The 14,656-nt window shown below is 62.5% G+C and carries 12 protein-coding genes; 2 read left to right on the forward strand and 10 right to left on the reverse strand.

The window, feature by feature from the left end; translation table 11 throughout:
* The first annotated feature begins 1 nt into the window (after position 1).
* Together DKK74_RS05535 and DKK74_RS05540 are read left to right on the forward strand one after the other, a co-directional pair.
* Entirely contained in the window at positions 2–2,473 is a 2,472-nt protein-coding gene (locus DKK74_RS05535; protein WP_181414934.1) for a lysylphosphatidylglycerol synthase transmembrane domain-containing protein, read from the forward strand.
* A gap of 169 nt (positions 2,474–2,642) precedes the next feature.
* Positions 2,643–2,930 carry an HU family DNA-binding protein gene (locus DKK74_RS05540; protein WP_015022121.1) on the forward strand — a complete coding sequence of 96 codons (288 nt, stop codon included), beginning with the start codon at positions 2,643–2,645 and terminating at the stop codon, positions 2,928–2,930.
* A 98-nt stretch (positions 2,931–3,028) separates the two neighbouring features.
* On the opposite strand, the gene DKK74_RS05545 is transcribed toward DKK74_RS05540, so the two are convergent.
* The 10 genes from DKK74_RS05545 to rpoZ all read right to left on the reverse strand — a co-directional run bounded on the left by DKK74_RS05545 (position 3,029) and on the right by rpoZ (position 14,520).
* Positions 3,029–4,456 (reverse strand): proteasome accessory factor PafA2 family protein, encoded by a 1,428-nt coding sequence (locus tag DKK74_RS05545; RefSeq protein WP_110413160.1) that lies wholly within the window; start codon positions 4,454–4,456, stop codon positions 3,029–3,031.
* A 3-nt stretch (positions 4,457–4,459) separates the two neighbouring features.
* Entirely contained in the window at positions 4,460–4,663 is a 204-nt protein-coding gene (locus DKK74_RS05550) for a ubiquitin-like protein Pup (RefSeq protein ID WP_110413161.1), read from the reverse strand.
* A gap of 24 nt (positions 4,664–4,687) precedes the next feature.
* Positions 4,688–5,524 (reverse strand): inositol monophosphatase family protein, encoded by an 837-nt coding sequence (locus tag DKK74_RS05555; protein ID WP_110413162.1) that lies wholly within the window; start codon positions 5,522–5,524, stop codon positions 4,688–4,690.
* A 90-nt stretch (positions 5,525–5,614) separates the two neighbouring features.
* Complete coding sequence (gene dop, locus DKK74_RS05560) at positions 5,615–7,123, reverse strand: depupylase/deamidase Dop (protein ID WP_110413163.1); 1,509 nt, start codon at positions 7,121–7,123, stop codon at positions 5,615–5,617.
* Positions 7,120–8,664, reverse strand: coding sequence for a proteasome ATPase (gene arc / locus DKK74_RS05565; protein ID WP_110413164.1), 1,545 nt, complete (start codon positions 8,662–8,664; stop codon positions 7,120–7,122). Before arc ends, dop begins: the two co-directional genes overlap by 4 nt.
* A gap of 66 nt (positions 8,665–8,730) precedes the next feature.
* Complete coding sequence (gene fmt, locus DKK74_RS05570) at positions 8,731–9,705, reverse strand: methionyl-tRNA formyltransferase (RefSeq protein WP_110413165.1); 975 nt, start codon at positions 9,703–9,705, stop codon at positions 8,731–8,733.
* A gap of 45 nt (positions 9,706–9,750) precedes the next feature.
* On the reverse strand, positions 9,751–10,455 hold the full coding sequence (locus tag DKK74_RS05575) for an HAD family hydrolase (RefSeq protein ID WP_110413166.1): 705 nt from the start codon (positions 10,453–10,455) through the stop codon (positions 9,751–9,753).
* Between the two features lie 102 nt (positions 10,456–10,557).
* A complete protein-coding gene (locus DKK74_RS05580) occupies positions 10,558–12,861 on the reverse strand; it encodes a primosomal protein N' family DNA-binding protein (RefSeq protein ID WP_110413167.1) in 2,304 nt (767 codons plus the stop codon).
* Between the two features lie 91 nt (positions 12,862–12,952).
* The gene (gene metK, locus DKK74_RS05585) at positions 12,953–14,173 is read right to left on the reverse strand and encodes a methionine adenosyltransferase (RefSeq protein WP_110413168.1); all 1,221 of its coding nucleotides are present in this window, start codon (positions 14,171–14,173) and stop codon (positions 12,953–12,955) included.
* Between the two features lie 62 nt (positions 14,174–14,235).
* On the reverse strand, positions 14,236–14,520 hold the full coding sequence (gene rpoZ, locus DKK74_RS05590) for a DNA-directed RNA polymerase subunit omega (RefSeq protein WP_015022131.1): 285 nt from the start codon (positions 14,518–14,520) through the stop codon (positions 14,236–14,238).
* Positions 14,521–14,656: the final 136 nt, after the last annotated feature.

The following is a 14,656-nucleotide window of genomic DNA, read 5'->3' on the forward strand; positions in this document are numbered from 1 at the left end:
CATGACCCCGTCCCAGTCGACCATTACTCCCGAGGACACCGATTCCGCCGACCCTGTACAGCCAGACCAGGTCGTCATCCGGGATACCCCGCCCCAACGGGTCCATGATGCCGAGGACCTGCTTCGAGCCCTGGCAGCTCTGATCCTGGGAATTCTTGTCACTCTGGCAGCTATCTACTTGAAAGGCATAGCCGCAGGGGTCGAGTCGGACATGCGCCAGGCCGGCAATGCCATGGACTGGCTCATGGACGTACCCACCGCCTTCCTGCAGCAGGCAGTAACTGTGACCGTGGTCCTGGCTGTGCTCGTCCACCTGCTGGTCAACAGGGAGTGGGTCCAAGCCATCACTGCCCCCCTTGCCATGTTCCTAGGATTCGGGCTGGTCATGCTGACCTCCAACCTGATCCTGAAAGCGGGCAACCCCACCCTGATCGCCTCATTCAGTTCGCAGAACGCCATAGGATCGCCTGTTCTGCTGCCTGACTTCTATGCCGGTCTGGCAGCTTTCCTGAGCGCAGCCGGACCCCGTCGCCTGCGCAGCTCGGTCAAATGGGGATGGAACGCTCTATACATCGTGGCCGTCATCATGGTCGCCATATCCTCCAATTCGGCCAGCGGTGTCCTGGTCTCGCTAATTCTGGGACGAATCATGGGCATGATCGTCCGATACCTGGCGGGCACACAGAACAAGGGCGCCTGGGGGCAGGGAGTGGTACAGGCCATAGCCTCCATCGGCATCCACGCCGCCAGCCTGGAACGTCAGGATCCCAGTCTGGACTCTGATGGACAGCCCTTGCCCGCCCTCGACGACGACCTTATCGAAGCCTCCCGCATCTACAGGGCCCAAGACAGGGATGGCCGCAACTACACGGTGTCGGTCATGGACGGCCAGCTGCACACCATGGGTTATCTGATGCAGCTCTGGCAGTGGATCAAGCTGTCCGGAGTCTCTATGCGCCGGGACCGGTCGGTCAGAAACTCCATGCAACACCACATGGCTATGCTGGTTGAATTGCGGGACCTGGGTCTGACGACACTGCATCCCTATGGCCTGGCTGAGAGCGCGGAATCCTCAATCCTGGTCCTGGAGGATGATGTCCACCTTCGGCCCTTGGAACCCGGGAGCTTGGACACAGACAGGGCCGAGCAGCTGATGGATTACCTTCGCCGGGCCAACGAGCGCGGCTTTACACACCGCCGCATACGCCCGGAGACTCTGGCCATGGACCAGTCAGGCTCCATGGTCATCGCCGGCTGGGAGAACGGCGACAGCGCCAGCTCACAGGCCAACATCGCCCTGGACCGGATCCAGCTTCTGACCTTGATTGCCACGCTGATCGGCGTAGATCAAGCCATCGAGGCGGCCCGTGCCTCCTGGGGGGTCAAGACCCTGGTGAGCCTGTCGCCCTTCTGTCAGATGGTGGCCATTCCCTCACAGACCCAGGCCCTGCCCGGCTGGGATCGACAGATCCTGACTGACCTGCGCAAGCAGTTGCGGGCCCTGGCTCCTCCTGAGTCGGTGGCGGAGACTGGTCAGGTGACCCTTTCCCGCTTCAGTCTGCGCAGCTTCGTGGCCCTGGCCCTGTTGGTAGTGGCAGTGGCGGTCATCGTCACCCAGTTCAACCTGCCCCAGGTCATCAGTGCCGTCCGCAACGCCAACCCTTGGATGGCCGGGCTGTCCTTCCTGCTGGGGTCGCTGTCATGGGTAGGCTGTGCCATCACTCTGGGAGTCTTCATCGACCCTGCCAAGCGCGACTTCAGAGGCATCTTCCTGTCCCAGGTCGCCTCCTCGTTCACCTCGGTCTCCATGCCCGCCGGGGTAGGACCGGCCTTCGTCAATTTGCAGTTCCTGCGGCGGGACGGGTATGACAACACCATGGCCACAGCCATCATGAGCGCTGTGGTGGCCGTCCAGTTCGCAACGACTTTCTGCCTGCTGATCGTCATCGGCCTCTTTACCGGCCGCAACACCCTATCCGGTATGATCCCCACCAACACCCTGGTCATCGTCATCGGAACGGTAGCCATCATCGCGGCCCTGATCATGGCCGTGCCTTACACGAGGCGGCTGGTCATGGAGAAGCTGATGCCCATTGTGGCCTCCTATGCCCGCCACCTTGTAGAGATTCTGACTCAGCCCAGGCAGCTTGTGGTGGCCGTGCTTGGGGCCGTACTGCAGTCTGCCGCCCTGGGCATGAGTTTCTGGGCCGCCCTGATGGCCTTCGGTTGCAGGACCAACGTTTTCGAGACCACCTTCGTCTTCCTCCTGGCCAACACGCTAGGCTCGGCTGTCCCCACCCCTGGTGGACTGGGAGCCATAGAGGCAGTGCTGTTCTCGGCTTTCCGTCTGGCCGGCGTTCCCTCGGGCGTGGCCATCTCGGCCACTCTGGTCTTCCGAGTGGTCACCTACTGGCTGCGCATCCCCCTTGGAGCCCTGGCCATGCGCTGGCTGAGCAACCACAATCGCATCTGAAGAGCCCCTCGAACAGGCCCAATCCCGACGGCCTCAAAAATCGCTTGATGAAATGTCGGAAACCCCCGGAAAATGCGGTGTTTGGGCCTAATCTGCGGTAATATCAGTCATTGACCGTTGGGCTTTCCCCAAATCAAGCAATGGGAGGCCCCCGAAAGAAGGATGTTCTATGGCATACAACAAGTCTGATCTCGTTTCGAAGATTGCGCAGAAGTCTAACCTGACCAAGGCTCAGGCGGAAGCTGCTGTCAACGCCTTCCAGGATGTCTTCGTCGAGGCCATGAAGTCCGGTGAGGGTCTGAAGCTGACCGGTCTGTTCTCGGCCGAGCGTGTCAAGCGTGCCGCCCGCACCGGACGCAATCCCCGCACCGGTGAGACCATCAAGATTCCGGCCAGCTATGGCGTGCGTATCTCTGCCGGCTCGTTGCTGAAGAAGGCCGTCACCAACAAGAAGTGAAACCAGCCTTTCCGCAAGGGCCTTGGCATTCATCCACGGATGCCAAGGCCCTTCTTGTTATGTGAGGCCTGACGAAGCCCCTCACTGCAAACATGACCTTAGGCGCGCGGCTCTGCGGCACTCTTCAGGAAATCCATCAGGGAGCGGTATCGGGGTGGGCCCAGATGGTCGAAGGGGTCGGGCAGGTCCACTTCGACTCGGCGAGAACCACCCAGGACCAGGTGGCTCCAGTCGCATGACCATGTGCGTGTCCCCCGGTCTGCGGCGCGGACGAAGTCGCCACGCAGACGGGCCCGGGTATCCTTTGGAGATTGATCCATGGCGCGCTCTACCTCGGAGTCGTCGACCGGCGAGCGCATGAGCCCATGCCCGACCAGGCCAGGGTAGGATCTTCCCGCGCTCAAATCGTGATAGTCCAAGTCCAGAGCCTCGGCCAGATCCCGCCCGGCGCCACGTCGACTCAGGCCTTGAAGCAGCCGCAGCTTGGCAGCCCAATCCACCCAGTCAGCCAGGTCCCGCCAACGCCCCGCATCCAGCGCATCCAAGGCGGACCTCCAAAGTTGCAGGGCACGCAGAGCCTGGGACCGGTCGATGCCTATATCCTCCTCCTGATCCACCAAGGCCCTGCAGGCCGACCAATAGGCCTCTTGCAGACCCAGAGCACTGATGCCGCCGGTCTTCGTCGAAGCCTCCAGCTCCAGGGTGACCCGGCCGGTCCGATCCCGGCTGACGGCTCGGACTGCTGTACTGGGATCAGCCAGGGCCCAGTCGGCCAGGTCTGACCGTCGGCCCCGACGACAGGCCTGCTCGATCAGGTTGAGGACCAGGTGGGTACTGGCCATCTTGAACCAAGTGGCCAACGGCGACCGGTTGGTATCCCCTACGATCACATGCAGACGCCGCCATCGTTCAGGATCGGCCAGAGGCTCGTCACGGGTGTTGACCATGGGACGGGCACGGGTGGTGGCCGAGGAGACCGCTTCGTCAAGAAAGTCAGCCCGCTGGCTGAGCTGGAACCCATCGGGACTCAGACGACCCGCCCCGGTGATCAGCTGCCGTGTGACAAGAAAGGGAACCAGGCAGGCTCCAATCATGTCCAGGGGGACCCTCCGGTCCAGCAGGTAATTCTCATGGCAGCCGAAGGCATGGCCCTGGGCATCCACATTGTTGGCAAACACATGAACCTTTACAGGCCTGCCCAGGTTCTCTGACAGGTACTTCCGGGCGCGCTCCGCAAGGTCGGTCATGATTCGTTCCCCGGCCAGCACCTGAGTCAGGGCTGTCAGTGGATCACGGGCCTCTGCCGTGGCATACTCCGGGTGGGATCCCACGTCCAGATAGAGTCGGGCACCATTGGGCAGATAGATGTTGGTTGACCCGTGCTTCTCAATCAGAGGGCGGAACATGGCCATGGCCACCCTGCCGGCGGCATATGGGCCACCAGCGCCGGTCAGGCTCAGTCCATACTCGGTCTCGATGCCGAATATCCTGCGAAAGTCCGAGTCAGTCCCCTGCCCGTCCGCCATGGATCACTGGCCGCCCTTCTGGACGAAGCCCTGTACATACTCCTTGGCATTGGTCTCCAGGGTGGTCTCAATGTCATCCAGGACGGCATCCAGGTCGGATCCAGCCGCCTGGACCTGTTCCTGTGCCCTAGTCTGCGGCAGATCCTCTTCCTGCTCCTGCTGCTGCCCGGCTGCCATGCGCCGTCCCTGCTGGGATGCCTCAGCCATGGTCGCTCTCCTTTCCGGAGCGGATCAGCGCCCGCTCAGATACGTATTCAGATCCTCCGCGATGAGTCCGTTGGTGGCCACCACGTCGTTGCTGCCCTCCCAACGCACATGCCCGCCGTCCCAGCGCCAGAGGGTGCCCTTGGCCTCCCGGACCACGACAGCCGCTGCAGAGACGGCAGGGATGTCCCAGGAGTGCAAGGCCGGTTCGAAGTAGGCGTCGTAGCTGCCGTCCGCCACCCGGCACAGGTCCAGCGAGACCGGACCGACGCGCTTGATGTCGGCAGGCTTGCCGGCCATGCGCGAGACGATCTGCAGGACCTTTTCGGACTCGTTGGGGAAGTAGGACATGCCGAAGCTGATTACTGATCCGGTCAGGGTGGTCATCGTGGAGGGGATGATCTTCTCCCGCTTGTCGCCCACAATGGTCCGTCGGATCCTAATAGCGCCCTGGCCCTTGGCAGCCAGATAGGTCAGGCCCAGGACCGGTGCATGCACGATGCCCAGAACCGGCGAAGCGTGGCCCTTCTCGTCCACGGCGAACAGAGAAATGGTAAGCGTCCATTCGGCCATGTTGCGCACATAGTTGACCGGGCCGTCGATGTGGCCCAGACACCAGTAGCGACCGCCTGGATGCCGGTTGCCGGCCTCCTCCTCCCAGAAGCCATCCATGGGGTCCAGGGCGGCGATCTTGGTTCGGCAGTAGCGGATCAGACGCGTATCGATGCCCGGCGAGAACTGGGTGCCCTGGCCGATGGCTGAGGTAGAGCGGGGATCGTGAGGGTTGATCTGGTCCTGAAGGGCATGACGGCCGGCCTCCACGGCAATGGTGGCGGCCTGCATGGCCAAATCGCGCAATTCCATACTTCTCTTCTCTTTCAAACGGGTGGTCGAGGCATTGCCGACCGTGGTCCACCGGTGGTCGTCCGGTCGGATATCGGACTGTTTTCTGCGCTATGAGCAGTATATGTCGCGGTCATCCCGGCAGGAAGACCGTGTGTGACCCAGCGGATCGGACAGGTCCACAACCCTGGTCCCAGGCTCTCCCTCCGGCCCCTGCTCCTCCAGAATGACACGACTCCAAGAGACGGCCCTGACCGCATCAGGGCAGCGGTGGAGCAGCTGGGAACGGCACCAGGCCCGGGTCTGTTCCGGCCCGTGATCCATGGCCCTGGCGATCTGGTCGGGATCCGCCAGTCGCAGGATGGATCCTCTGAGTCGCCAGGGCAAATCACGGCCAGGATCCACCCGTGCCCAGGCCAAATCCAGGGCCGCCAGACGGGGATCCGACCAGTCCGGCATGGCCCGGCGGCGGCGCAGGCGCTCCAAGAGCTGCCATTTGAGCAGCCATTCCAATCTTCCTGCCTGATCGGTCATAGTAAGACGAGCCTCGTCGTCGCCCGAACGCACCACAGCCAGATCCTTGAGCACCTGGTCCCAAAGGTTCAAAACCCGATTGTCGGCACAACCTGGCCGGTCGGCATCCCGTCTGGTCTGGCGGGCCGCATCCAGCAGTGCCTTTTGGATGGTCAGCGCATCGGCACATCCTCCGTTTGCCAGCGCAAGCGGCTTGGCCAAAGTGACATCACGGGAAACCGCGTGCAGTGCAGACACCGGATCATCCAGAGTCCAGCGGTCCAACAGCTTATCGATCTGACGGGTCGAATCGCCTTCGGATTCCAAGAGTCCCAGCAACAGATCGGTGGTCCCCAGCTTGAGAACCAGGGGCGCATCCAGACGGTTGGCATCGCCCACAATTACATGGAGACGGCGACTGTCCGGCCCTGCATGCGACTCGTCCCTGGTATTGATGATTGGCCGCCCGAAGGTGGTCTGCAGTCCAATGCGGCTGGTCAGATAGTCGGCGCGCTGGCTGAGCTGGAAGCCGGCCTCCTCGCTCCTGGGTCCCAGACCCACTCTGCCCGAACCGGTGTAGATCTGCCGGGTGACGAAATGAATGGTCATCAGGGCCGCTACTCTGGCGAAGGGCACCGCCCTATCCATCAAATAGTTCTCATGCGATCCCCAGGCGGCACCCTTGCCGTCCACATTGTTCTTATAGATGGCCAAGCCTCCGGCCTTTTCTGCGGCTTGGGCCATTATCCGGTCACCTGCGCGGTCCTGGACCAGCGCATCGAAGGCATTCACTGTTTCCGCCGAGGCATACTCGGGATGGGCATGATCCACGTAAATGCGAGCGCCATTGGGAGCTGCCACATCGATCAGCCGGGCGCCGGGCGCATCAGTGAGCATGCTCGGAGCGGCAGCGGAGCGCGGCAGCCGACCTCCCCTGGCATCATTGACCGGATCCTCACCCCCGTAGTCCCAGCGAATGTGGGCCAGGTCCGGCTGGGCGGCGGCTCCTACCAGACGCAGGGCCAAAGCACGTGGATCAGCGCCGGGATCCTGGGGGTCGGCAATTGCGTACTCCGTCTCGGTGCCCATGACCCGTCCGGAACTCATGACCACTCTCCTGGACCGTCGACTGGGCGAACCTCCTGGACCTGCCCCGGGCGCAGTCCGGCCAGATCAGCCCAACGGTTCGGGTCCTGGCCGCGGAGCTCCTCCAGAGTGTCCTCATACTGTCCACGGACTGCTCTCCTGCAGAGCCCACGGTCAAGACCCACCTGCCGGCCCTGCTCGATGGAGGCTTTGACCGCCATGGTCTTGACCCGATCAACCAGGTTATGCAGCATGGCGCCGGAGACCACGGACTCCAGGTAGAGGGGCTGCCAGCGGCCCGTGGCATCCATGATCTTGCCCAACAGGTGGTCATCATCCTGAGCAAAGAGTCCGTCGACCAGTACCTGAATCAGCTCCTCGGGCCTGGAATCATCCTCCATGGGCATATCGGAGCTCAAATACTTGCCCAGAATGGCGGCTGACCTGGTCCTGTCGGGCCGGTCGATGCGGATTTTGACATCGAGTCTTTCTGGGCGCAGAACCGCCGGGTCGATCATGTCGATGCGATTGGAGGCACCGATGACCATGACCTGGTCCAGGGACTCGACACCGTCCAGCTCTGTCAGGAACTGGGGGACGATTGTGGTCTCCACATCCGATGAGATGCCCGATCCTCGGGTACGCAAGAGGGCATCCATCTCGTCGATGAAGACCACCACTGGTCCACCCTGGCCTGCCAGGCTGCGGGCCCGAGCGAAGAGACGGCGGATCAGCCGTTCGGACTCGCCCACGAACTTGTTGAGCACCTCGGGGCCCTTGACCGACAGAAAGACCCCGTGGCCATCGTCCTCCTGAGCCAGGGCGCGGGCAAGGGCCTTGGCGATCATGGTCTTGCCATTGCCAGGCGGCCCATAGAGCAGAACACCCTTGGGGGCCTGAAGCCCGTAACGACGCATCAGATCGGCATGCTGGAAGGGCAGCTGGACAGCATCACGGATACGCCCGATCTGCCTGTCCAGGCCGCCAATATCAGAGAAGTCCACGTCAGGAGTCTCCTCCAGCAGCATGTCGGACTGGTCCGACTCAGGCAGGACAGCCAGGGCCATCGAACAGCTTTCGTCCATGAGCAAGGCGCTGCCCGCCTCGATAGGCTGGTCCTGCAGAGATCCTGCACGTGCAGCGACCCGTGTCTGCCCGGAGGGATCTTCCACCAGCAAAGCACCGGATTCCAAGGTCTCCCGCAGCGTGCGGACCTGCCCAGTCACTGGCTGATCGCCCACACGCACCACCACCATATCGGCGTTGAGCAGAACCTCCTGCCCAGCTCTGATCCGCTCGGCGCGGATATCAGGCGCCATGGGCACCACCATCCGCCTGGAACCGTTCAGAATCAGCAGGCGGGCCTGTTGTACCCCTTGGCTGTCATAGGCGACAGAATCAACGCTCAAGGCCAGGGCAACCGTCAAAGGCGGCTGACCCAGCTGGGCCAACTGGCCCTTGGCCTTGGCCAGCTCCTTGGCAGCCCTGGTAAGCGCCGCAGCCAGGGCCCGGTTGCGCCGATCCCCGGCCGGATCCTGGTCATTTACATCATCGGCCTGCATGGCTTCTCTCCTTCGTCCGTCCCTGGAATTCTCGCTCGGCCTGGACAGCCAGCCGAGCGGAAGGACTCAGCTGCAGCGGGCTCCCTCTTCCAAACGAGCTCCACGGGCCCAGTCCATAGCCTTCATGGCACGCTTGCCGGCAGCCTTGACCATCTGCAGCTCCAGGGGCAGGGTCTTGGTGCCCACCCAGAGGTGGCGACGGTCCATGGCAAGCCGCCCAGGCTCCAGATGTTCAGGAAGACCGGGTTCGTCCCCTCGGGCCGGTGCCGCCCTGAGCACGGTCAGCCCTGTCTGCTTGTCCTGCGGGTCATCGCCTTGCCGATACAGACACCAAGCTCCGGGCTCTGGGCTGCATGCTCGAACCTGCCGATCCAGGGCAAAGACGGGCACATCGAAGCGCATGCGAGCATCCTGGTGGGTGATTTTGGCGGCCACCTGATAGGCGCCCTGCGTCTGCTCCTTGGGTTGAATCCGACCTTCAGCAAGGGCCTCCAGGCTGGCAGCCAGCAGGTGGGATCCATCCTCGGCCAGCCGATCCAGCAGCTCGCCCGAGGTCTCGTGCGGTCCAATCTCCACTGTGGACTGAGCCAGGATGGGCCCTTCATCCATGCCGGCCGTCAGCCTGAAGACCGTGGCCCCAGTGATGGTATCCCCGGCCCAAATGGCCCGCTGGACCGGCGCTGCCCCTCGCCACTGCGGCAGCAGAGAAAAGTGCAGGTTATACCAACCACCTTCAAAGGCATCCAGGACCGGCTGACGCAGGATCCGTCCGTAAGCCACGACGGCCGCACAGCTGGCACCCGTATCCTGCAGCCGCGCCGGAAAATCCGGATCGGATGGGTTGTTCTCGAGAACGGGAATCCCCAGCTTCAGGGCTTCAGCCTTGACCGGACTTGGATGCAGATGCCTTCCACGCCCCTGGGGAGCATCGGGTCTGGTGAGCACGGCAGCAACCCGGAAATGCTCCTGGTCGGCCGCCAGCAATCTCAGAGACGGCAAGGCGACCTGGGGTGTGCCCACAAACAGCAATGTCATGACCATATCGGCAACCTCCTTTTCATCTGACGGCTTTGGACCACTACACTTTCACTGCACCTGAGGAATGTTCACTCCTGCCTCGATCAGAGCGGTGCGCAGCCCGTAGGGGTCACTGAATCTTAGGCTGCGGATGCCAGCCTTGTTTGCACCAACTACATTCATACCCTTGTCATCCACGAAGAGGGCCCTGTCAGCTTGGATTCCGAACTGATCCAGAGCATACCGGTAGATGGCCGGGTCGGGCTTGAGCATGTGGATGGGCCCGGAGACCACCACCCCATCCAGCCTATGCAGGAAGGAGTCGCCATCCCAGGCATGTTGAAAGAGCTCGGCACTCCAGTTGGTCAACCCCCAGACGCCCAGGCCTGCCGCTTTCAGATCCTCCACCAGCATGCGGGCCCCGGGCACAGGGCCGGTCAGTGAATCGACGAAGTGGTCACAATAGTAGGCGAACATGTCATCCCAAGGGGCTCCGCAGTTGGCGGCTACCCAGTCAAGGGCCTGGGCACAGGTGGCTCCGCCGTCCATCATGTTGTTGGCCCGGTAGAAGCCGGAACGGCTGTCATCCAACATGGCCTCGATACTCTTGTGCCCGTATCGGGCCACCATGGCCATCTCGGGCTGCCAACGAATCAGGACGTTACCGAAGTCAAAGATGACCTGTTCAATGGGCTGACCTTGGGCCTGAGCCGCTTCCTGCTCAGCCTGGATCACATCTGCCTCAACCCGGATCTCGCCCGGCCATCCCTTCATGACTCTCCGCCTTTCTTGCATTCGTTCATATGCGCCTCTGACTGCGCCCCCTCATGAAACCACGCCGCATAGACCCTGTGCGTATCCGCCTGAAGCGACAAATCAGGTCAGATCCTTGGGATCCATCCGGAAGCGCAGCTCTCCTCGCCCGCGACCGGCAACATACTTGGCCTGAGCCCTCTTGAGATCGTCAGCCAGCTTGTCCCGGCGGCTGGTGGGTACCCGAACCAAGGCTCGGACCCTGTCCTGGGTTCCCTCCAGATAGCCGGCTTTCAGTGTGGAGGGAGCAGGTATGGGCACAGGCCCAAGCAAGGCAGGAACAGGCTCAGGGCCAGCATCTGTGACAGCCTCCTGACCCGGCGCAATCCCGACTGCGTCAAGCATCCAGACGACAGCCTCCCTTTCACCCCAGATCGCAGCCATGCCGACCGCAGGGGGCATGGCAGTCAGCCGCCGATCCTCCAGATCCGCAGCGGCCAATACCGGCCCCTGCCAGGTCATCAGCGCCTGGGCCAGCTGGGGATCGCACTCCCCCAGCAGGAGCACTTGACCTCCCTGGGCCCGGGGGCGACAGAAGGATGCCACGCGCATCCAGGCTCCCAGGGTGTCCATGCGCGCATCGATGCCAGGGGCATACAGGCTGGTCCAGGCGTCCAGAATGGCTACGGCCCGGTATCCTCGTGACAGCCTGGGCAGATCAGGATCGTCTGTATCTGCTTTGTTGCCATCCACGCCCGAGCCGACCACCCTGGGCTCGGCGCCTGGAGTGGCAATGACCAGACTGGGACGATCCCGCACGCTCTCTACCACCCCGCGGGGCTGGCTGGGCGAAGAGATGACGATGGGCACATTTCTGAAGAGCATGCGCAGCTCCTGCGCCGTCCCAGCGGCGCCTACCCTGACCACCCGAAGCCGTGAACCCCCGCAATCCGGGCAGGACCAGTCCGTAGCCGCAGCACCGCACCAGGCGCATCGGGGCGCACCAGGCCGCCGTGCCCGCAGGGGTCCGGTACAGCGCGGGCAACGAGCTTGATGATGGCAGCGAGCGCAACTCAGGCTTTCGAATATGCCGTCCTGAGGGATGGACAGCAGAACCGGACCACGCTCCAAGGCTTTGTTTATAACGGCGACGGCGGTATGCGGAACCCGGGCGCCCACGGTCGGGTCGGCCATATGGCTCAGTTCCTCCCGGTTCAGCCAGCGAATCCAAGGAAGCAGGGTCGTCACCGCGGACCGGTCAAGCGTCAAGGCGGTGCCTGGACCAGTCACGCCAGAGTCCGCCTCGGTGGCCTCGGGCAGACTCTCCCAGTGGGAACGCACGCTTCTGGCACGGGCCATGGCCAGGAAGACACCGCCGTGGGCACGCGCCCGGAGCCTCAGCACCCCGCGGGCATTGGCATATGGCATCATCCCATCGGCGTACTGGTAGCTGGCATCGTCCATAAGAGCGAAGAGGGCAGAGCCCTCCACCGGGGCGTACATGGCGGCCCGCAGCCCGATGGCGCAACGTACCTGACCAGAGGCCAGTGCAAGGTAGGCCCTGTAGCGCTCGGCGGGAGCCATGCCGCTGTCCAGAATGGCGAAATCACCCGACCAGCCGCGTGCCTTCTGTTGGCCCGGACCTGCTTCGGCAGAAGGTCCAAAGGGACGCAGTCCCAGTTGCTGGAGAACTGCGGACAGGTGAGCCACCTGACGGGTGCCCGGCAGTACCATAACCGCCGATCGGCCGGCCAGCAGTGCGCCAATCAGTACCCTGGCAGCCAGAAGGGCGGCCTGGTCCATACCGGGCAGAATATCAGTCAGAAAGGCAGCGAAGGCATCCTCTTCCAGCGACTGATCCAATTTCTCCAGCCCCTGATAGCCCGGATCAAGTCTTTGTTTCAGGTCCTTCTGTCGCTGGGCCAGTCCGGCCACCCAGCTGGGGTCGGATGCCAACCGGGGTTGACCGGGAACCAGCTGCTGCTCCTTGTCGATCCGGGCGACGCGAGGGGGCAGGGCCAGACGCAGAATGTTGGCTTCAGTACCCCCATAGGCTCTGGCGATAGCAGTGATGTCCGCGCGCAAAGAAGGTGAGATCAGGCTGCGATCCAACACCACCCGCTCCAGATAGCGTAAGGATGCGCGGGGAACCTGGCTGTCTGAGACGCGTTCCCAGATGATGCCGTTGACCCTGCGCGCCCCGAATCGAACGCGAACCAGACATCCCGGCTGTGCATGATCGGCCTGGTCAGCATCCACCAAATAATCGAAGGTCCCGCCCAGATGAGTGGCCTGGACGTCCAGCACCACCCGTGCCACAGGGAGTTCACCGGCTGGTCGGCGCGGGGGCTTCTTTCGACTGCTGCTCGTACGACGGCGCGGGGCAAGACCATCAAGGGCGGGCTGACTGACGGCCTGCGAATCCATGGCTGATCCCCTCGCTTTGACAATTAAGAGAACCACGGCGGATTCCCCAGTTGATGCCCGGGAACCCGTCGTGGCTCTTGATGAACAGCTGCTACCTGGTCATGCCAATGGCGGCCTTGAGCTCGCCAACTTTGTCCACCTGCTCCCAGGTGAAGTCGGGGTCCTCCCGGCCGAAGTGCCCGTATGCTGCAGTCTTGGCGTAAATGGGCCTCAACAGATCCAACTCGTCGATGATGGCAGCAGGCCGCAGGTCGAAGACCTCTCGCACGGCCTCCTGGATCTGCTCCCGACTGACCCCCTGCTCGGTGCCATAGGTCTCCACATTGACACTGACCGGATCGGCCACGCCAATGGCATAGGCCACCTGAACCTCGACCTTGTGCGCCAGTCCAGCGGCCACGATGTTCTTAGCCACCCAACGCGCTGCGTAGGCAGCGGACCGGTCAACCTTGCTGGGGTCCTTGCCGGAGAAGGCACCGCCTCCATGATGGGCCGCACCGCCATAGGTGTCCACAATGATCTTGCGTCCGGTCAGTCCGGCGTCAGCCGCAGGGCCGCCCAGAATAAAGGAACCGGTCGGATTGACCAGCACCCGGTAGCCTTGGTGCTCGACGGCCTTGCCGCAGACGCGATCCAGCACGGGCGTGATGACGTGCTCCATCAACTGCTCCTGCAGCCAGTCACGCCCAACCTCAGGATCGTGCTGCGTGGAGATGAGAACCGTGTCCACCCGGCGAGGGTGGTCATCCTCATCGTATTCGATAGTGACCTGGGTCTTGCCGTCAGGCCGCAGGTGGGGAATGATCCCCTCCTTGCGCACCTGCGCCAGCCGGAAAGCCAGCTGATGGGCCAGATAGATGGGCAGAGGCATGAGGGTATCTGTCTCATCACAGGCGTACCCGAACATGACTCCCTGGTCGCCGGCCCCCTGGGACTGGTAACGCTCCTCACGGGTGGCGGCGCTCTCCTGGCTAGCCGACAACCGCTCCACGCCCTGGTTGATTTCCTTGCTCTGCTCGCTCAGAGCCACGGTCACGCCGCAGGAATCCGCATCCAGACCAATATCTGAGGAGGTGTAGCCGATCCTACGCAGCACGGACCGGACCTGGGACTGGATGTCCGTGTATCCCTGAGACGATACCTCTCCGAAAACGAAGAAGAGGCCAGTGGCCGCCGAGGTCTCCACAGCCACATGCGAGTGCGGATCCTGGGCGATCAGATCGTCCAGAATGGCATCGGAAATCTGGTCGCAGACCTTGTCTGGATGGCCCTCGGTCACTGATTCAGCCGAAATCAGCCGTCGCTCTGTCATTTCATTCACCTTTGTCTAGAAACCGTCACCGCCCGAGGACCCTGTACCAAGAGTCGAAAGGCTCAGTTGCCTTCGCTCAGATCGTCCTCGCCCAGGGTCTCCTCAAGCAGGCCCTCGTTGATCTCGCGGAAGGCGATGGACAAAGGCTTCTCCTGGTTCTGGTATTCGACCAGAGGACCGACGTTCTGCAGCAGGCCCTCATTGAGCTGCGTGAAATAGGAATTGATCTGACGGGCCCGCTTGGCCGCGAAAATGGACAGTGCATACTTCGAATCGGCGTGCTTCATGAGGTCGTCGATGGGTGGATTCGCAAATCCCTGCGGATGGGGCTCGGTACCGAATGCCATAAGATGTTTCTCCAATTCAACTGGATGAACCATTCATTCAATCTGTATGATTTTACCGCCCGGGCTCGATTTTAGCCTCGGATACTTCTCTGCCGGGAAAAGCAGTGCAAACACGCCGGAAATTCCAACATGTGGT

The organism is Bifidobacterium asteroides (assembly GCF_003202755.1).
In the GTDB taxonomy this organism is placed as follows: Bacteria; Actinomycetota; Actinomycetes; order Actinomycetales; family Bifidobacteriaceae; genus Bombiscardovia; species Bombiscardovia asteroides_F.

Coding starts and splice junctions, on each gene's coding strand:
- DKK74_RS05545 (WP_110413160.1), bottom strand. CDS start 4,456: ATGGCGGACGGGCAGGGGACTGACTCGGACTTTCGCAGGATATTCGGC.
- dop (WP_110413163.1), bottom strand. CDS start 7,123: ATGAGTTCCGGACGGGTCATGGGCACCGAGACGGAGTACGCAATTGCC.
- DKK74_RS05550 (WP_110413161.1), bottom strand. CDS start 4,663: ATGGCTGAGGCATCCCAGCAGGGACGGCGCATGGCAGCCGGGCAGCAG.
- DKK74_RS05575 (WP_110413166.1), bottom strand. CDS start 10,455: ATGAAGGGATGGCCGGGCGAGATCCGGGTTGAGGCAGATGTGATCCAG.
- DKK74_RS05580 (WP_110413167.1), bottom strand. CDS start 12,861: ATGGATTCGCAGGCCGTCAGTCAGCCCGCCCTTGATGGTCTTGCCCCG.
- DKK74_RS05555 (WP_110413162.1), bottom strand. CDS start 5,524: ATGGAATTGCGCGATTTGGCCATGCAGGCCGCCACCATTGCCGTGGAG.
- arc (WP_110413164.1), bottom strand. CDS start 8,664: ATGCAGGCCGATGATGTAAATGACCAGGATCCGGCCGGGGATCGGCGC.
- metK (WP_110413168.1), bottom strand. CDS start 14,173: ATGACAGAGCGACGGCTGATTTCGGCTGAATCAGTGACCGAGGGCCAT.
- fmt (WP_110413165.1), bottom strand. CDS start 9,705: ATGGTCATGACATTGCTGTTTGTGGGCACACCCCAGGTCGCCTTGCCG.
- DKK74_RS05540 (WP_015022121.1), top strand. CDS start 2,643: ATGGCATACAACAAGTCTGATCTCGTTTCGAAGATTGCGCAGAAGTCT.
- DKK74_RS05535 (WP_181414934.1), top strand. CDS start 2: ATGACCCCGTCCCAGTCGACCATTACTCCCGAGGACACCGATTCCGCC.
- rpoZ (WP_015022131.1), bottom strand. CDS start 14,520: ATGGCATTCGGTACCGAGCCCCATCCGCAGGGATTTGCGAATCCACCC.